The following is a 17,368-nucleotide window of genomic DNA, read 5'->3' as shown; positions in this document are numbered from 1 at the left end:
CGCTGAACCATGGCCCCGAGGATCGATCTCGACAGTTATGTGAAGGGCGTCCTCGACGGGAAGCGCGCGCACATCGCGCGCGCCATCACCCTCGTCGAGTCCACCCGCCCCGACCACCGGGCGCTGGCGCAGGAGTTGCTGCGCCGGCTGCTGCCGCACTCGGGCCACGCCCGGCGCGTCGGCATCAGCGGGGTGCCCGGGGTCGGCAAGTCGACGTTCATCGACGCGCTCGGCACCATGCTCACGGGGCTCGGGCACCGGGTCGCCGTGCTGGCGGTCGACCCGTCGTCCAGCCGTACGGGCGGCTCCATCCTGGGCGACAAGACCCGGATGGAGCGGCTGGCGGTGGACCCGGACGCCTTCGTGCGCCCCTCCCCCACCGCCGGCACGCTGGGCGGGGTGGCGAAGGCGACCCGCGAGTCCGTCGTGGTGATGGAGGCGGCGGGCTACGACGTGGTCCTGGTGGAGACCGTCGGGGTCGGCCAGTCGGAGACCGCGGTCGCCAACATGGTCGACACGTTCCTGCTGCTGACCCTGGCGCGTACGGGTGACCAGTTGCAGGGCATCAAGAAGGGCGTCCTGGAACTCGCGGACGCCATCGCCGTCAACAAGGCGGACGGCCCGCACGAGCGGGACGCGCGCGCCGCCGCCCGTGAACTGGCGGGCGCGCTGCGGCTGATGCACCCGGCGGACGCGGCGTGGACCCCTCCGGTGCTGACGTGCAGCGCCCGCGAGTCGACCGGCCTCGACACGCTGTGGGAGCGGCTGGAACAGCACCGGTCGCTCCTGGAGTCGACGGGCAGGCTCGCCGCCAAGCGGGCCGAGCAGCAGGTCGACTGGACCTGGACGATGGTGCGCGACGAGCTGCTGGAGAGTCTGCGCGCCCACGCCGGGGTGCGGGCGCTGGCGCCGGACCTGGAGCGGCGGGTACGCGAGGGGACGCTGCCGGCGACGCTGGCCGCCGAGGAGATCCTCGCCGCGTTCCGGGGGCCCGGCCCGGCGGACTGAGTCCGCCGGGCGTGACCCGGGCCCCGCGCCCGGGTCACATCCGGGCGTGCAGGGCCTCGGTGTGCTTGCGGACCTGCTCCGGTGTCATATAGCTGTCGGTGTACTCGAAGTCCCGCAGCGTCGCCGGCTTGCGCATCTGGAAGCCGGTACGTACGAAGTCGTCGCCTGCGGTGGCATTGATCAGCCAGTTCGCCATGACACGCGCCTTGGCCACGTTGGTGCGCAGCGCCGACCAGTGGTATCCGCGGGCCACGGCCTGGGCGCCGATGCCGTGCAGCTCGATGCCGAGGGGCTTGGACACGGCGTCCTTGCCGCCGAGGTCCACGACGAGCCCGAGGTCCTTGTGGACGTAGGGCTGCAACGGCTGGTTGCGGAGCTTGGCCAGGAGGTTGTCGGCGAGCTTGCGGCCCTGGCGCTGCGCGTGCTGGGCGGTGGGCGGGCACACCGCGCCCCCGCCCTTGGCCAGGTCGGGCACGGCGGCCACGTCGCCGAGCGCGAAGATCCTTTCCTGTCCCGGCAGTACCATCTCGGGCGTCACGGCGAGCCGGCCCTTGACGGTCTCCGCGTCGAAGGTGCCCACCAGGGGGCTGGCGGCGACCCCGGCGGTCCAGATCAGCGTCCGGCAGGGCAGCACCCGGCCGTCGGTGAACTTCACGGTGTCGGGCCCCGCCTCGGCGATCGACACGCCGAGCGACACCTCGATCCCGCGGTCGCGCAGCACCTTGAGGGCGCTGGCCCCGAGCTTGTCGCCGAGCTCGGGCATGAGCTTGGGTGCGATGTCGATCAGGTGCCACTTGATGAGCTTCGGGTCGAGGCGGGGGTAGTGCCGCAGCGCGTTCGTGGTGAGGCGCTGGAGGCAGGCCGCGGTCTCGGTGCCGGCGTAGCCGCCGCCGACCACGACGAACTGGAGCCGCGAGGCGCGCTCCTCCTCGTCGTCGCTGGCGTCCGCGAGGTCGAGCTGCGCGATCACGTGGTCGCGTACGTAGGCGGCCTCGGCCAGCGTCTTCATGCCGCGGGCGTGGTCGAGGAGCCCGGGGATGTCGAAGGTCCGGGTGACGCTGCCGGGGCTGAGGACGAGGTAGTCGTACGGCTCGTTCACGATCTCGTCGGTGATCTTGCGGACCACGCAGATCTTCGCCGCGGGGTCCACACCGATGGCGCCGCCGGGGATGATGCGGGTGCGGTGGCGGCTGCTCCGGCGCAGGGACAGCGCGACGGACTGCGGGGTCAGCACCCCGGAGGCCACCTGAGGCAGCAGGGGCAGGTAGAGCTGGTACGAGAACGGGGCGACGAGCGCGATGTCCGCTTCACCGGGCCGCAGCCCCCGCTCCAGACGGCGTACGCACTCGACCCCGGCGAAACCGGCTCCGACTACGAGAATCCTGGGTCGTGCCACAGTGATCGTCCCTTCTGGGGGTCTGCACGGTCGTCCGTTCGCCTGCCCCGTCACACGCGCCCGTCACCTCTCATCTTCACGACCGGGCGGCAAGTTCGCCTGCTGGGACGGCAGAACGGACGACCGGACCGGCTCAACGGGCCAGGTAGCCGACCACGCCGCAGGCGCCGCCCGCCGCGCCCGCGCAGACCAGGGCGGCGGCGACGCAGCGGGCGCGGAGCCTGCGGTAGCGCGCGGTGTACTCACCGCGCAACTGCAGGGCACGGGCGGAGATCCGCGCCAGCACCACCCGTGATTCGGCGGTCCGCTCCGCGGTGTAGACGCGTTCCACGTCCTCGCGCTGGGCGGTCGTGAGCCAGGGCAGCTGTTCGGTGAAGCGGCGGGCGAGCCTGCGTGCCTGCTCGACCTCGGCGTTCCACAACAGGTAGCCCTCCACCTGGGCCAGCCCCCGGGCGCTCTCGGCGTCCGGGTCGGCCGCCGCCCGCCTCTCCTCGCCGCTCACGCCTGCTTGTCCCCGGGCGCCACGGTGACGGAGGTGTGCGGCCGGGTGGCGGCCTCCTCCAGCTGCCGTACGGCGGGGTGGTGCAGGTCGAACGCCGGGGACTCGGAGCGGATACGGGGCAGGGTGACGAAGTTGTGCCGCGGCGGCGGGCAGGAGGTCGCCCACTCCAGCGAACGGCCGAAGCCCCACGGGTCGTCGACCTCGATCTGCTTGCCGTACTTGGCTGTCTTCCACACGTTGTACAGGAAGGGCAGCATCGACAGGCCCAGCAGGAACGAGGAGATCGACGAGATGGTGTTCAGCGCGGTGAAGCCGTCCGACGCGAGGTAGTCCGCGTAACGCCGCGGCATGCCCTCCGCGCCCAGCCAGTGCTGCACCAGGAACGTGCCGTGGAAGCCCACGAACAGCGTCCAGAAGGTGATCTTGCCGAGCCGCTCGTCCAGCATCTTCCCGGTGAACTTCGGCCACCAGAAGTGGAACCCGGCGAACATCGCGAACACCACGGTGCCGAAGACGACGTAGTGGAAGTGCGCGACCACGAAGTACGAGTCCGAGACGTGGAAGTCGAGCGGCGGGGAAGCCAGGATGACGCCGGTCAGACCGCCGAAGAGGAAGGTGACGAGGAAGCCCACGGACCAGAGCATCGGTGTCTCGAAGGACAACGAGCCCTTCCACATCGTGCCGATCCAGTTGAAGAACTTCACCCCGGTGGGCACGGCGATGAGGAACGTCATGAACGAGAAGAACGGCAGCAGCACCCCGCCGGTGACGTACATGTGGTGCGCCCACACCGTGATCGAGAGGCCGGCGATGGCGGTCGTCGCAGCGACCAGGCCGATGTAGCCGAAGATCGGCTTGCGGCTGAAAACCGGGATGATCTCGGAGACGATGCCGAAGAACGGCAGGGCGATGATGTACACCTCCGGGTGCCCGAAGAACCAGAAGAGGTGTTGCCAGAGCAACGCTCCCCCGTTGGCCGCGTCGAAGACGTGGGCACCGAACTTGCGGTCCGCCTCCAGCGCCAGGAGCGCCCCGGCGAGCACCGGGAACGCCAGCAGCACCAGCACGGCGGTCAGCAGGACGTTCCAGACGAAGATCGGCATGCGGAACATCGTCATGCCGGGCGCGCGCATGCAGATGATCGTGGTGACGAAGTTGACCGAACCGAGGATCGTGCCGAAGCCGGAGAAGGCCAGGCCCATGATCCACAGGTCACCGCCGACCCCGGGCGAGCGGACCACGTCGGTCAGCGGGGAGTAGGCGAACCAGCCGAAGTCGGCGGCACCGTTCGGGGTGAGGAAGCCGGCCACCGCGATGAGCGAGCCGAAGAGGTAGAGCCAGTACGCGAACATGTTCAGGCGGGGGAACGCCACGTCGGGCGCGCCGATCTGCAACGGCATGATCCAGTTCGTGAATCCGGCGAACAGCGGCGTCGCGAACATCAGCAGCATGATCGTGCCGTGCATCGTGAACGCCTGGTTGTACTGCTCGTTCGACATGATCTGGATGCCGGGCCTGGCCAGTTCGGCGCGCATGAAGAGCGCGAGCAGACCGCCGCCGAGGAAGAACGCGAACGAGGTGACCAGGTAGAGCGTGCCGATCGTCTTGTGGTCGGTGGTGGTCGCCCACTTGATGACGACGTTGCCGGGCTCCCTGCTGCGCACCGGTAGTTCGTTGGAGTACGACTCCTCGTCCTCCGCCGTACCTGCTGTGCCCGTCGTCGTCACGGGGCCGCTCCTTCGCTTGTGCATCCGTGTTACCGGATGCAGCAAACCAGCGATGCGGTCCCGGGGCGCGGCCCGGCACCCGCCGGGGCGCGACATTCACCCGTCAGGGGGTTGGGGACACGACACGGGGACGCCCCGGCGCGGCGGGGGCCGGCCGGGGCGTCGGGTGCGCGTCGGGTCAGGCGAGGCTCGCGATCGCCTGGTTGAACGTCGCGGACGGACGCATGACGGCCGCGGCCTTGGCCGGGTCGGGCTGGTAGTAGCCGCCGATGTCGGCCGGCTTGCCCTGGACCGCGATCAGCTCGTCGACGATGGTCTGCTCCTGCTCGGCCAGCGTCTTGGCGAGCGGGGCGAACGCGGCGGCGAGCTCGGCGTCGGAGGTCTGCTGTGCCAGCTCCTGGGCCCAGTACAGGGACAGGTAGAAGTGGCTGCCGCGGTTGTCGATGCCACCGAGGCGGCGGCTGGGCGACTTGTCCTCGTTGAGGAACGTGGCCGTGGCGCGGTCCAGCGTGTCGGCGAGGACCTGGGCGCGGGCGTTGCCCGTGGTCTGCGCGAGGTGCTCGAAGCTGACGGCGAGGGCGAGGAACTCACCCAGGCTGTCCCAGCGCAGGTAGTCCTCCTTGACGAGCTGCTGCACGTGCTTGGGGGCGGAGCCGCCGGCGCCCGTCTCGAAGAGGCCGCCGCCGTTCATCAGCGGGACGACGGAGAGCATCTTCGCGCTGGTGCCGAGCTCCAGGATCGGGAAGAGGTCCGTCAGGTAGTCACGGAGCACGTTGCCGGTGACGGAGATGGTGTCCTCGCCCCGGCGGATGCGCTCCAGCGAGAAGGCGGTGGCCTCCTGCGGGGTCATGATCTCGATCTGGAGGCCCTCGGTGTCGTGCTCGGCGAGGTAGGTCTTCACCTTCTCGATGAGCTGCGCGTCGTGCGCGCGGTCCGCGTCGAGCCAGAAGACGGCGGGGTTGCCGGTCGCGCGGGCGCGGGTGACGGCGAGCTTGACCCAGTCCTGGATCGGCAGGTCCTTGGTCTGGCACATGCGGAAGATGTCGCCGGCGCCGACGGCCTGCTCCAGCACGGCGTTGCCGGCGGCGTCCACGACGCGGACGGTGCCGGTGGCGGGGATCTCGAAGGTCTTGTCGTGGCTGCCGTACTCCTCGGCCTTCTGAGCCATGAGGCCGACGTTGGGCACCGAGCCCATCGTGGCCGGGTCGAAGGCGCCATTGGCGCGGCAGTCGTCGATGACGACCTGGTAGACACCGGCGTAGCTGCTGTCCGGGAGGACGGCGATGGTGTCGGCCTCGTTGCCGTCCGGGCCCCACATGTGGCCGGAGGTGCGGATCATGGCCGGCATGGAGGCGTCTACGATGACGTCGCTCGGGACGTGCAGGTTGGTGATGCCCTTGTCGGAGTCGACCATGGCGAGGGCGGGGCCCTCGGCCAGCTCGGCCTCGAAGGACTCCTTGATCTTCGCGCCCTCGGGCAGGGCCTCCAGGCCCTTGAGGATGCCGCCCAGACCGTCGTTCGGGGTCAGGCCGGCCGCGGCGAGCGCGTCACCGTGCTCGGCGAAGGTCTTCGGGAAGAAGGCGCGCACGACGTGGCCGAAGATGATCGGGTCGGAGACCTTCATCATCGTGGCCTTGAGGTGCACGGAGAACAGGACGCCCTCGGCCTTGGCGCGGGCGATCTGGGCGGTGATGAACTCACGCAGGGCGGCGACGCGCATGACGGAGGCGTCGACGACCTCGCCCGCGAGGACGGGTACGGACTCGCGCAGGACGGTGGTGGTGCCGTCGTCCCCGGCGAGCTCGATGCGCAGGGTGCCGGCCTCGGCGATGACCGCGGACTTCTCGGTGGACCGGAAGTCGTCGACGCCCATGGTGGCGACGTTGGTCTTCGAGTCGGCGGTCCAGGCACCCATGCGGTGCGGGTGGGTCTTGGCGTAGTTCTTGACCGACGCGGGGGCGCGGCGGTCCGAGTTGCCCTCGCGCAGGACCGGGTTGACGGCGCTGCCCTTGACCTTGTCGTAACGGGCGCGGACGTCCTTGTCCTCGTCGGTCTTCGGGTCGTCCGGGTAGTCCGGCAGGGCGTAGCCCTGGGCCTGGAGCTCGGCGATCGCGGCCTTCAGCTGCGGGATCGAGGCCGAGATGTTCGGAAGCTTGATGATGTTGGCCCCGGGGGTGGTGGCCAGCTCGCCGAGCTCGGCGAGAGCGTCGTCGATGCGCTGGTCCTCGCGGAGGCGCTCGGGGAAGCCGGCGATGATCCGGCCCGCGAGGGAGATGTCCCGGCTCTCGACGGTGACCCCGGCCTTTGAGGCGTACGCCTCGATCACGGGCAGGAACGAATACGTCGCCAGGGCCGGGGCCTCGTCGGTGTGTGTATAGATGATGGTCGAGTCAGTCACCCTGTGCTCCGCTCCACGTCTGCAACATTGCTTGACATCAAGATATCTCGTGAGCGGCGCCGTCTCGACAGGGCCCTGCCCACACCGGCCTGAACCCGTCCTACGGGCGGCCCTCCGGCGGGATCTCCTCCCCCGCCGGCACCGGCCCGGGCGGGGTTCCGTCGCCGAAGGGGCGCCCGCCGAGCTGTTCGCGGTGGTGCGGGGTCAGCCAGCCGGAGAGATCGGGGCCGGCGGGCACGATTCCGGTGGGGTTGATGCCGGTGTGCACCCGGTAGTAGTGCTGCTTGATGTGGTGGAAGTCGACCGTGTCCCCGAATCCGGGGGTCTGGTAGAGGTCCCTGACGTACGCCCACAGCACCGGGTCCTCGGACAGTTTCCGGCGGTTGCACTTGAAGTGGCCGTGGTAGACGGCGTCGAAGCGCACCAGGGTGGTGAAGAACCGGATGTCGGCCTCGGTGATGGTGTCCCCGACGAGGTAGCGCCGGTCCGCGAGCCGCTCGGACATCTGCTCCAGGCGGCGGAAGAGCGCCTCGTACGCCTCCTCGTAGGTGTCCTGGCCGTCCGCGAATCCGGCCCGGTAGACGCCGTTGTTCACGTCCCGGTAGATGCCCTCCATGACCTCGTCGATCTCCGCGCGCAGCGGCTCGGGGTAGAGGTCGGGAGCGCCGGGGCGGTGCAGGGCGGTCCACTCGGTGGCGAGGTCCAGGGTGATCTGCTGGTAGTCGTTGGTGACCAGCTTGCCGCTGGGTACGTCGACGATCGCCGGGACGCTGACGCCGCCCGGGTAGTCGTGCTCCCTGGCGTCGTACGCCTCGCTCAGATACCGGATGCCGAGCACCGGGTCGCGGCCGTCCGGGTCGAGCGTGAACCGCCAGCTGCGGTCGTCCTGGAGCGGGTCGGTGACGGCGAGCGAGAGGGCGTCCTCCAGGCCGAGCAGCCTGCGGGAGACCAGGGAGCGGCTGGCCCAGGGGCAGGCGCGGCTGACGACGAGCCGGTAGCGGTCCGCCTCCACGGGCCAGCCGTCGCGGCCGTCGGCGGTGATCCGGTCCGCGAAGTGGCTGCGGGAGCGCTTGAAGGGCTTGTGGCCGTACGAGCTGTTGCCGTCGGTGCCGGCGGAGTCGTTCATCGCGTTCTCCTTACGAGGCGGCTGCGGGAGGTGAGGCGTGCCGTGTACGGCGTCTGCCCCGTCGGCCGCCGCCCACGTCCGCGAGTGCGACGAGCAGGGCGCCGACGACGAAGGCGACGGACACGACGAGCCCGTGGTCGTACGCGTCGGACCAGCCGTCGCCGCCGACCTGGGCGAAGAACACGGCGCCGACGGCGGCGATCCCGATGGCGGAGCCGACGCGCTGCCCGGTCTGCAGGGTGCCGCCCGCGCTGCCCGCGGTGGCCACCGGCACCTCGGAGAGGGTCAGGGTCTGGTTGGGCGCGATGACCAGGCCGCTGCCGAGCCCGGCGAACAGCAGCGGGGCCGCCATCGCCCAGCCGGCGCCCCGGCCCGGCACGAGGTGGACGGCGAGCGCGGTGGCCCCGAGCCCGATGGCCACGGCGGCCAGTCCGACGACGACGAGGGGGCGGCCGAAGCGGCCGACGAGCCGGCCGCCGGGGCTCGCGGCGACGGCGGAGCCCAGGGCGAACGGGGTGATCGCCAGGCCCGCCTGGAGGGCCGTGTAGTGCAGGCCGCTCTGGAGGTACAGCGTGGTGATGAAGAAGATCGAGGTGAAGCCCGCGAAGTACAGCAGGATCAGCAGGCAGCCCAGCCAGTACGAGCGCACCTTGAACAGCCGCAGGTCGACGACCGGCTGGGTGCCGCGCCGGCCGCACCGCGCCTCCCAGCCGACGAAGGCGACGAGCAGCGCCACGGCCAGGATCAGCAGCAGCCACTTGTCGTTGCCGGGCCACTGGCGGGACTGGACGAAGGGCAGCAGCAGGGCCAGGACCCCGGTGCCTAGCAGCAGCACGCCCAGCGGGTCGAGGTCCCGCAGCCGGACCGGACCGGCGGACGGGGTGTCGGGGAGCAGCCGGCGGGCCAGCAGCAGGCAGACGAGGCCGAGCGGCAGGTTGACGTAGAAGACCCAGCGCCAGCCCTCGTCCGCCCCGGCGGCCTGGATCAGCAGGCCGCCGAGCAGCGGGCCGACGGCGGTGGAGATGCCGACCACGGTGCCGAACATGCCGAAGGCCCGGCCGCGTTCCCGGCCCTGGAACATCTGCTGGATGAGGGCGGAGATCTGCGGGGAGACCATGCCGCCGGCCAGCCCCTGGACCAGTCGGGCGATCACCAGCCAGAGGCTCGACTGGGCGGCTCCGCAGGCCGCGGACGCCAGGGTGAAGAGAGTGAGCCCCGCCATGAACACGGCGCGCCGGCCGCGCGCGTCGCCGAGCCGTCCGGCCGGGATGAGGAAGAGGCCGAAGGCCAGGGCGTAACCGGACAGGACCCATTGGAGGTCGGACTCCGGGGTGTGCAGCCCCTCCTTGATGGAGGGCAGCGCGACGTTGACGATCGAGACGTCGAGGAGGGTCATGAAGCCCGCGACCAGGCAGACGGCGAGCGCCCGCCACCGTCGCGGGTCGGGCGTGCCGTGCCCGGACCCCGGGTCCGCGTCCTGCCCCGCAGAGCCCCGGTCCGCCGCGCTGTCTGCCATGGTTGGCACCCTAGGACGCGCGCTGTGATTCCTCATCCCGGCTGGTCCACCCGGCCGTGCGGGACGGGGCGGGTGGACCAGCCGGTTAGGGTACGGCGCATGCAGTCCTACACGATCGGGCAGGCGGCCCGGCTCCTCGGCGTCAGCCCCGACACCGCCCGGCGCTGGGCCGACGCGGGGCGGGTCGCGACCCACCGCGACGAGGGCGGCCGCCGCCTCATCGCCGGCCGCGACCTGGCGGCGTTCTCGGTGGAGGTCGCGCAGAACGGCGCGGGCGACGAGGAGGCGTCGTACACCTCCGCGCGCAACGCGTTCGCGGGCATCGTCACCGCCGTGAAGCTCGGTGATGTGGCCGCGCAGGTCGAGATCCAGGCAGGACCGCACCGGCTGGTGTCCCTGCTGACGCGGGAGGCCGTCGAGGAGCTGGGCCTTGAGGTCGGCGTGCAGGCCACCGCCCGCGTGAAGTCGACCAGCGTGCACATCGACCGCTCCTGACCGGTCAGTCCAGACCCTTCCGGGCGGCGGCGAGGATCTTCACGACGGTGTGGAAGAAGCGGGTCGTGGCGTCCCGCCCCAGGATGCCTTCCTGGAAACCCTTGGCGGCGGGGGCCTTGCCGTTGATCAGGTGCCAGACGACGAACGCGTCGTAGTCGGTGGTGCCGATGATCTCCATGTCCTTCTTCGGGGAGAGCATCGGCAGCGCCAGGTCCGGATCCACGCGCTTTGTGGTGAACACGACGCAGCAGCGGATGTCGTCGGTGACGGTGACGTCCTTGAACGGGTCGAGCGCGATCAGCGCCTCCAGCTCCGGGACCGTACGCAGGCACACCGCGACGTCGTAGCCGAGCGCCTGCGCGAGGTGGCCGCCGATGCGGGCGGCGAGGGCCTGCCGGTCGGTCTCGTCGGACTCGAAGAAGACGTTGCCGCTCTGGATGTAGCTGCGCACCGAGGCGAGACCCAGCTCCGTGAACAGCCCCCGCAGGCGCTCCATCTTCACGGAGCGGCCCGGCACGTTCAGCCCCCGGAGGAGCGCGATGTACAGCAAATCCGGTCACCTGTTCATCCTGGAGGGAGCGCGGGGCGCGGCGGACGCCGACAGCGTAGCCCCGCCGTCTTCGCAGCGGCGTGATCACGGCCTACGGTGGGAACGGTTCACGCCGTCCGGGTCCGACAGCTCTCCTGGGAGATTCCGTTGCGCATGCTGATCAACGTCCCCGAAACCGTGGTGGCCGACGCGTTGCGCGGGATGGCCGCGTCCCATCCCGAGCTGACCGTGGATGTGGAGAACCGGGTCGTCGTGCGCCGGGACGCGCCGGTGGCCGGGAAGGTGGCCCTGGTCTCCGGCGGCGGGTCGGGGCACGAACCGCTGCATGCCGGGTTCGTCGGGCCCGGGATGCTGTCGGCGGCGTGTCCGGGCGAGGTGTTCACGTCGCCGGTGCCGGACCAGATGGTGCGGGCCGCGGCCGCCGTGGACAGCGGCGAGGGCGTGCTGTTCGTCGTCAAGAACTACACCGGTGACGTCCTCAACTTCGAGATGGCCGCCGAGCTCGCCGACGAGGAGGGGCTGCGGATCGAGCAGGTCCTCGTCGACGACGACGTCGCGGTGACCGACAGCCTCTACACGGCCGGGCGCCGGGGCACGGGGGCCACACTGTTCGTCGAGAAGATCGCGGGCGCGGCGGCCGACGAGGGCGCCCCGCTGGACCGGGTCGCCGCGATCGCCCGCCGGGTGAACGAATCCTCGCGCAGCTTCGGCGTGGCCCTCAGCTCCGTCACCACTCCCGCGAAGGGCTCCCCCACCTTCGACCTGCCCGCCGGTGAGCTGGAACTGGGCATCGGCATCCACGGGGAACCCGGCCGTGAGCGGCGCGCCATGATGACCTCGCGGGAGATCGCGGACTTCGCCGTGAACGCCGTCCTGGACGACCTGCGCCCGGGCGGCCCGGTGCTCGCGCTGGTCAACGGCATGGGCGGGACCCCGTTGCTGGAGCTGTACGGCTTCGGCGCCGAGGTGCACCGGGTGCTGCGCGAGCGGGGTGTGGTGGTGGCTCGTACGCTCGTGGGCAACTATGTGACGTCGCTGGACATGGCGGGCTGCTCGGTGACGCTGTGCCGGGCGGACGAGGAGCTGGTGCGGCTCTGGGACGCGCCGGTCGAGACGCCGGCGCTGCGCTGGGGCCGCTGATCCGTACGCGACGGAGCGAAGGAGAGCATGTGCTCGACGCCGATTTCTTCCACCGCTGGATGATCGCGGCCGCCGGTCTCGTCGACCGCGACGCGGAGCATCTGACCGAGCTGGACTCCGCGATCGGGGACGCCGATCACGGCAGCAACCTCCGGCGCGGGTTCGCCGCGGTCTCCGCGGCCCTGGCGAAGGAACCGCCGCAGACCCCGGGAGCCGTGCTGTCGCTGGCCGGACGGCAGCTGATCTCGACCGTGGGCGGGGCCTCCGGACCGTTGTACGGGACGCTGCTGCGGCGTACGGGCAAGGCACTGGGTGGCGCCCCCGCCGTGTCCCGAGCCGACCTGGCGCGGGCGCTCGGCGAGGGCGTCGCCGCGGTGTCGCAGCTGGGCGGGGCGCAGGCCGGTGACAAGACGATGCTCGACGCGCTGCTGCCCGCCGTCGACGCGCTCGGAACCTCCTTCGCGGCGGGCCGGGACGCGGCGCGCGCCGGGGCGGAGGCCACGGTGCCGCTCCGGGCGCGCAAGGGGCGGGCGAGCTACCTGGGCGAGCGCAGCGTCGGGCACCAGGACCCGGGGGCCACGTCGGCCGCGCTCCTGATCGCCGCGCTGGCGGACACCGCTGAGACAGCCGGGGGCGAGGCGTGAGCAGGGACGCGCAGGTGGGCATCGTGCTGGTCTCGCACAGCGGGCCGGTGGCCGACTCCGTGGCGGAACTGGCCCGGGGGCTGGCGGCGGGCGGTGCGACGGCGCCGGTGGCCGCGGCGGGCGGCACCCTGGCGGGCGGGCTCGGGACGAGTACGGAGCTGATCGCGGAGGCCGCCCGGTCGGTGGACGCCGGGGCGGGGGTGGCGGTGCTCGTGGACCTCGGGTCCGCGGTGCTCACGGTCAAGGCGATGCTCGCCGAGGGGGACGAACTCCCCGCCGGGGCGAGGCTGGTGGACGCCCCGTTCGTCGAGGGTGCGGTGGCCGCCGTGGTCACGGCGTCGGCGGGCGGCGACCTCGACGCGGTGCAGGCGGCGGCCTCGGAGGCGTACGACTACCGCAAGGCGTAGGCGGCGGGCGCCGCGCACACTTGGCGGTATGACGGCCAAGAAGAACGCCCGCCGCAGCGCCGGCCTCCTGCTGTTCCGCACGGGCGACGGCGGCGGGCTCGAAGTGTTCATCGGCCATATGGGCGGCCCGTTCTGGACGGGCCGCGAGGAGGCCGCGTGGTCGGTCCCCAAGGGTGAGTACGCGCCCGACGAGGAGCCGGGGGCGGCGGCGCGCCGGGAGTTCGAGGAGGAGTTCGGGCACCCGGCGCCGGACGGTGCGTGGGTGGAGCTCGGGGAGGCCCGGCAGCCCAGTGGGAAGACGGTGACCGTGTGGGCCGTGGAGGCGGACATCGACCCGGCGGGGGCGGTGCCCGGCACGTTCACGATGGAGTGGCCGCGCGGGTCCGGGGCGCTGCGCGAGTTCCCGGAGATGGACCGGTTCGCGTGGTGTACGCCGGAAGTGGCGGCCGGGAGGCTGGTCAAGGGGCAGCGGGTCTTCCTGGACCGGCTGCGCGAGCACCTGGCGGAGGGCGGGGCCTGACATCGGCGCCCGCCCTCCCCCCGTGGTGCGGCCGTCGGGTCAGCTCTGCGGGAGGATGACCGCCCGGCCGGTGATCTTGCCGGCGTGCAGGCGCTCGTAGGCCAGCGGTGCCTCGTCCAGCGTGTACGTCTCGACGTGGACGTCCACCGCGCCGGCGTGGGCCAGGTCGAGCACCTCGGCCAGTTCGGAGCGCGAGCCCCAGTACGGGGCGGTGACCGTCGTGTTGAACGGCAGGACGCCGAAGCCGACGGGCAGCGTTCCCCCGCCGATGCCGACGATGGTGACGTCCGAGTCGATGGCGGCGGCCGCGCCCGCCGTGGCGACGGTCGGCGGGGCCCCGACGAAGTCCAGGACGACCTGGGCGCCGATGCCGCCCGTCAGTTCGCGGATGCGGTCCGCCGCGTGCTCGTCCGACAGGACGGCCTGGTGGGCACCGACCGTGCGGGCGAGGGCGAGCTTCTCCTCCGTGACGTCGAGGGCGATGACGCGGGCGGACGTCAGGGCGCGGAGCAGCTGGATGGCCACGTGGCCGAGGCCGCCGGTACCGATGACGACGACGGTGGCCCCGGGCACCAGCTTCGGCAGGGAGCGCTTGATGGCGTGGTACGGGGTGAGGCCGGCGTCGGTGAGCGGCACGGTCCTCACCGGGTCGAGGTCGCCGATGGGCACCAGGTGGCGCGGGTCGTCGACGATCATGTACTCGGCCATGGCGCCGGGTGAGCCGAGGCCGGGCGGGTTGATGCCCAGCTCCGCGGCGCGCAGGCAGTAGTTCTCCTTGCCCTCGGCGCACTTGATGCAGGTGCCGCAGCCCCAGGGGCCGTAGACGGCGACGGACTGGCCGGTCTCCAGGCCGGTGACGCCGTCACCGAGCGCGGCGATCGTGCCGACGCCCTCGTGGCCGAGGGTGAGCGGCAGCGGGTACGGGAACTGGTCCGCGGGCCAGCTCATCACGGCGATGTCGGAGTGGCAGACGCCGGCCGCCGTGACCTTCAGCAGCACCTGTCCGGGGCCCGGTTCCGGGTCGGGGACGGTGACGACCTCGGGTGCGGCGCCTATCTCGCGGTACTGGACTGCCTTCATGGGGTCCTCCTTGACCTCTCTGGCTGGTGTGCTGACCCCCCGATGCCCCCCGCGCCCCCGTTGTCCTCCGTGTCCCCTCCCCCGTGCCCTCCGGGTTCAGGAGGCGGAGTAGCCGCCGTCCACGAGGTGGTAGCTGCCGTGGATGAACGAGGCGCGGTCGGAGAGCAGGAACGCTGCGAGCTCCGCGACCTCCTCGGAGGTGCCGAGGCGGCCCGCGGGGTGCAGCGATATCAGGTGGTCGCGGGCCGGGCCCTCCGTGTTGCGCAGCAGCGGGGTGTCGATGAAGCCGGGGCCCACCGCGTTGATCCGGACGTTCTGCGCCGCGTACTCCAGGGCGGCGGTCTTGGTGAGGCCGACGACGCCGTGCTTGGCGGCGACGTAGGCCGGCGAACCGGCGAAGCCGTTGGTGCCCAGGATCGAGGACATGTTGACGATCGCGCCGCCGCCCGCGGCGAGGATGGCGGGCAGTTCGTAGCGCATCGAGTAGAAGACGCCGCTGAGGTTGGTGGCGACGACCCGGTCCCAGTCCTCGACGGGGTACTCGCCGGTCGGGCTGCTGGGGCCGCCGATGCCGGCGTTGTTCACCGCGAGGTGCAGGGCGCCGAAGGTGTCGACGGCGAACCGCACGCCCGCCTCGACGGACGCTGGGTCGGTGACGTCCATGGCGACGGCGGCGGCCCTGCCTCCGGCGCTCTCCAGTGCTGCGGCCGCCTCGCGGGCGCTCGCCTCGTTGTAGTCGGCGACGACGACCGAGGCACCGGCGCCGGCGAGCCGGTGGGCGAGGGCCAGTCCGATGCCGGAGGCCCCTCCGGTGACGAGGGCGGTGCGGCCGGCGAACTCCTGGTCGGTGGGGGTGGTGGTGCTCATGGTGTGCCGTTTCCTTCCGTGGTGCTGGTGGTGCTGTGCGGCGCCGGTGCCGGTGGCCGGGTGAACAGCTCTCCGGACAGGGCGTCGAAGGCTCGCTCGACGAGCCGGGGCAGCTCGTCGGGGCGGTCGCCGCGGACCCAGGCGGCCTGGGCGGCGAGGAGGGCGCCGGCCCCTGCGGCGACCGTGACGGCGGGCCGCAGGTCGGTGAGGGGGTCGGTGCCGAGCCGTTCCGCGACAACGGCGACCGAGTCCGCCTGGGCGTCCACCCGGATGTGGTGGAACGCGGCGTAGAGGGTCGGCTCCCGTTCGGCGAGGACGAGCAGCTCGTAGATCCACGGGCGGCGGTGCCAGGCCGGCGTCCCGGGGTCGTCGAGCCAGTCCTGGACGGCGCGGTGGTAGGCGGTGAGCGGGGGCTCGTCGGCCGGGCGGGCGCGCAGGGCGTCGTTGATCCGGTCCCCGTCGCCCCGGACCGAGTCCAGGACGGCGTCCTCCTTGCTCGCGAAGTACCGGCTGAAGGTGCGGCGGTCGACGTCGGCGCGTTCCGCGATCTCCTCGACCGTGACCTCCCGGAGCCCCCGGTCGAGCACGAGCTCGAACGCGGCCCCGGCCAGTGCGTCCCTGGTCCGGCGGGCCTTGCGGCTCCGCCTTTCCGGAAGCTTCTGTTCCGCTTGCATGTTCTTCACCGTACACCCGAAAATGTCCCGACGCGACAGAAGTCTCGTCGGGACATCAAGTGCCTCGTGGTGGGCGCGGACTACCGCCCGCTGAGCGCCTCGGCGGAGCGCGTCGCGCCGTGCCCCGCCGGCGCGGACGGGGCGGGTGCGCCGGCGGGAGCGGGGACCCGCCGCAGGGCCAGCACGGCGACGTCGTCGCGCCGTACGCCGCCGGAGAACTCCTCCAGGTCGTGTTCCAGCGCGTCGAGAAGCTCCCGGGGGGCCAGGCGCGCCCAGCGGCTCAGCCGGGTGTCGAGGGGGTAGAAGTGTCCCTCGGGGTCGCGGGCCTCGGTCACTCCGTCGGTGAACATCAGGAGCGTCGCGCCGGGCGGGAGGTCGAGCCGTTCGGCGGTGCGGCCCTCGTTGCTGAGTTCCGCCATCCCCAACGGTACCGATGTCCGGCGCAGCGGCACGGGGACGGCGACCCCTTCGTGCACCAGGCGGGGCGGGAGGTGCCCACAGTTCACGGCCTGCGCCCGGCCGTCGCCGTCGAAGCCGAGCACGAGCGCGGTGACGAAGCGTTCCGTCTCGCCGGTCTGGGCGGAGAAGGCGTTCTGCCGTACGACGGCGTCCTCCAGGCGGTCCACGACGCCGGTGAGGGACGGTTCGCGGATGGCCGCCTCGCGGAAGGCGCCGAGAACGGCGAAGCCCGCTCCGATGGCGGGGAGCCCCTTGCCCTGGACGTCGCCGATGATCACACGGGTGCCGTAGGGCGACTGGACGACCTCGTAGATGTCGCCGCCGACGAGGTGGTCCTCCTCGATCGGCGTGTAGGTGCCGTGGGCGGTGATCTGGTCGGTGGGGATGGGCAGGGGGCGCAGGATCTGGCGCTGGAGGGCGACGGCGGCGGAACGCAGCCTGGCGATCTCGGTGGCGTGCCGGATGCGCAGGACGCACGCGCCGACTCCGAGGAGGCAGGCCAGGAAGGTGAAGACGACGCTGCTGGCGACGTCCCAGAAGGTCCCGCCGGCGACCAGCCGCGAGCCGACGGCCACCACCATGACGAAGCAGGCGACGCCGACGGTCTGGCTGATCGTGCCGAAGACCGAGACGAACGCCGGGACGACCACCAGGAGCGGCACCAGCCGCAGATCCTGGCCGGACAGGACGTCCAGGCCGACGATCAGCGCGGTCAGCAGGGCCAGCGCACCGAACAGCACCCCGTTCCCGACGCGCGGGGCACGCACGGCGGCCTCCCACGCCTCGGTGCCGGGGAGCGCCACACGGGGCTCGGGCCGGCTCAGGAGTCCTGGGGTCACGACGCTCTCCTTCCGGGATC

Annotated in this window: 17 protein-coding genes; 6 read left to right on the top strand and 11 right to left on the bottom strand. The window is 72.0% G+C overall.

Going from position 1 to position 17,368, the window contains the following annotated elements:
- The first annotated feature begins 9 nt into the window (after positions 1–9).
- A complete protein-coding gene (gene meaB / locus BLW14_RS29675; protein ID WP_093710195.1) occupies positions 10–1,008 on the top strand; it encodes a methylmalonyl Co-A mutase-associated GTPase MeaB in 999 nt (332 codons plus the stop codon).
- A 34-nt stretch (positions 1,009–1,042) separates the two neighbouring features.
- Here the strand turns inward: meaB and BLW14_RS29670 are convergent, their stop codons facing one another.
- The 6 genes from BLW14_RS29670 to BLW14_RS29645 form a co-directional block, all read right to left on the bottom strand.
- Positions 1,043–2,404, bottom strand: coding sequence for an NAD(P)/FAD-dependent oxidoreductase (locus tag BLW14_RS29670; protein WP_093710194.1), 1,362 nt, complete (start codon positions 2,402–2,404; stop codon positions 1,043–1,045).
- Positions 2,405–2,537: 133 nt separating this feature from the next.
- Entirely contained in the window at positions 2,538–2,906 is a 369-nt protein-coding gene (locus BLW14_RS29665; RefSeq protein ID WP_093710193.1) for a hypothetical protein, read from the bottom strand.
- The gene (gene ctaD, locus BLW14_RS29660; protein ID WP_093710192.1) at positions 2,903–4,633 is read right to left on the bottom strand and encodes an aa3-type cytochrome oxidase subunit I; all 1,731 of its coding nucleotides are present in this window, start codon (positions 4,631–4,633) and stop codon (positions 2,903–2,905) included. Before ctaD ends, BLW14_RS29665 begins: the two co-directional genes overlap by 4 nt.
- A 178-nt stretch (positions 4,634–4,811) precedes the next feature.
- Positions 4,812–7,031, bottom strand: coding sequence for an NADP-dependent isocitrate dehydrogenase (locus tag BLW14_RS29655; protein ID WP_093710191.1), 2,220 nt, complete (start codon positions 7,029–7,031; stop codon positions 4,812–4,814).
- 100 nt (positions 7,032–7,131) lie between these two features.
- Positions 7,132–8,157, bottom strand: coding sequence for a glutathione S-transferase family protein (locus tag BLW14_RS29650; RefSeq protein WP_093710190.1), 1,026 nt, complete (start codon positions 8,155–8,157; stop codon positions 7,132–7,134).
- 10 nt (positions 8,158–8,167) lie between these two features.
- Entirely contained in the window at positions 8,168–9,673 is a 1,506-nt protein-coding gene (locus tag BLW14_RS29645) for an MFS transporter (protein WP_093710189.1), read from the bottom strand.
- A 99-nt stretch (positions 9,674–9,772) separates the two neighbouring features.
- Here BLW14_RS29645 and BLW14_RS29640 point away from each other — a divergent pair, with 99 nt between their 5' ends.
- Entirely contained in the window at positions 9,773–10,168 is a 396-nt protein-coding gene (locus tag BLW14_RS29640) for a TOBE domain-containing protein (RefSeq protein ID WP_093710188.1), read from the top strand.
- A 4-nt stretch (positions 10,169–10,172) separates the two neighbouring features.
- Here the strand turns inward: BLW14_RS29640 and BLW14_RS29635 are convergent, their stop codons facing one another.
- Entirely contained in the window at positions 10,173–10,718 is a 546-nt protein-coding gene (locus BLW14_RS29635) for a DUF1697 domain-containing protein (protein ID WP_093710187.1), read from the bottom strand.
- A gap of 153 nt (positions 10,719–10,871) precedes the next feature.
- On the opposite strand from BLW14_RS29635, the gene dhaK reads away from it, so the two are divergent.
- From dhaK to BLW14_RS29615, 4 genes are read left to right on the top strand one after another with little or no spacing between them, the layout of a single operon-like run.
- Positions 10,872–11,858, top strand: coding sequence for a dihydroxyacetone kinase subunit DhaK (dhaK, locus tag BLW14_RS29630; protein ID WP_177154144.1), 987 nt, complete (start codon positions 10,872–10,874; stop codon positions 11,856–11,858).
- Between the two features lie 29 nt (positions 11,859–11,887).
- Positions 11,888–12,502: a dihydroxyacetone kinase subunit DhaL gene (dhaL, locus tag BLW14_RS29625; protein ID WP_093710185.1), complete on the top strand. Its 615-nt coding sequence runs from the start codon at positions 11,888–11,890 to the stop codon at positions 12,500–12,502.
- A complete protein-coding gene (locus tag BLW14_RS29620) occupies positions 12,499–12,909 on the top strand; it encodes a PTS-dependent dihydroxyacetone kinase phosphotransferase subunit DhaM (RefSeq protein ID WP_093710184.1) in 411 nt (136 codons plus the stop codon). The genes dhaL and BLW14_RS29620 overlap by 4 nt, the downstream gene beginning before the upstream one ends.
- A gap of 28 nt (positions 12,910–12,937) precedes the next feature.
- On the top strand, positions 12,938–13,429 hold the full coding sequence (locus BLW14_RS29615) for an NUDIX hydrolase (RefSeq protein ID WP_093710183.1): 492 nt from the start codon (positions 12,938–12,940) through the stop codon (positions 13,427–13,429).
- Between the two features lie 39 nt (positions 13,430–13,468).
- On the opposite strand, the gene BLW14_RS29610 is transcribed toward BLW14_RS29615, so the two are convergent.
- The 4 genes from BLW14_RS29610 to BLW14_RS29595 form a co-directional block, all read right to left on the bottom strand.
- Complete coding sequence (locus tag BLW14_RS29610) at positions 13,469–14,509, bottom strand: NAD(P)-dependent alcohol dehydrogenase (protein ID WP_093710182.1); 1,041 nt, start codon at positions 14,507–14,509, stop codon at positions 13,469–13,471.
- Between the two features lie 96 nt (positions 14,510–14,605).
- Positions 14,606–15,376, bottom strand: a complete 771-nt coding sequence (locus BLW14_RS29605) for an SDR family NAD(P)-dependent oxidoreductase (protein WP_093710181.1) — start codon at positions 15,374–15,376, stop codon at positions 14,606–14,608.
- Positions 15,373–16,050 (bottom strand): TetR family transcriptional regulator, encoded by a 678-nt coding sequence (locus BLW14_RS29600; RefSeq protein ID WP_093710886.1) that lies wholly within the window; start codon positions 16,048–16,050, stop codon positions 15,373–15,375. Before BLW14_RS29600 ends, BLW14_RS29605 begins: the two co-directional genes overlap by 4 nt.
- Positions 16,051–16,130: 80 nt before the next feature.
- A complete protein-coding gene (locus tag BLW14_RS29595) occupies positions 16,131–17,348 on the bottom strand; it encodes a PP2C family protein-serine/threonine phosphatase (RefSeq protein WP_093710180.1) in 1,218 nt (405 codons plus the stop codon).
- Positions 17,349–17,368: the final 20 nt, after the last annotated feature.

Source organism: Streptomyces sp. 2131.1 (assembly GCF_900105515.1).
Lineage (GTDB): Bacteria > Actinomycetota > Actinomycetes > Streptomycetales > Streptomycetaceae > Streptomyces > Streptomyces drozdowiczii.
Note: the sequence above shows the minus strand (reverse complement) of the source record. Positions and strands in the feature narration are given on the sequence as shown.

Coding starts and splice junctions, on each gene's coding strand:
- BLW14_RS29610 (WP_093710182.1), bottom strand. CDS start 14,509: ATGAAGGCAGTCCAGTACCGCGAGATAGGCGCCGCACCCGAGGTCGTC.
- BLW14_RS29645 (WP_093710189.1), bottom strand. CDS start 9,673: ATGGCAGACAGCGCGGCGGACCGGGGCTCTGCGGGGCAGGACGCGGAC.
- dhaK (WP_177154144.1), top strand. CDS start 10,872: ATGCTGATCAACGTCCCCGAAACCGTGGTGGCCGACGCGTTGCGCGGG.
- BLW14_RS29615 (WP_093710183.1), top strand. CDS start 12,938: ATGACGGCCAAGAAGAACGCCCGCCGCAGCGCCGGCCTCCTGCTGTTC.
- BLW14_RS29600 (WP_093710886.1), bottom strand. CDS start 16,050: ATGCAAGCGGAACAGAAGCTTCCGGAAAGGCGGAGCCGCAAGGCCCGC.
- BLW14_RS29640 (WP_093710188.1), top strand. CDS start 9,773: ATGCAGTCCTACACGATCGGGCAGGCGGCCCGGCTCCTCGGCGTCAGC.
- meaB (WP_093710195.1), top strand. CDS start 10: ATGGCCCCGAGGATCGATCTCGACAGTTATGTGAAGGGCGTCCTCGAC.
- BLW14_RS29650 (WP_093710190.1), bottom strand. CDS start 8,157: ATGAACGACTCCGCCGGCACCGACGGCAACAGCTCGTACGGCCACAAG.
- BLW14_RS29605 (WP_093710181.1), bottom strand. CDS start 15,376: ATGAGCACCACCACCCCCACCGACCAGGAGTTCGCCGGCCGCACCGCC.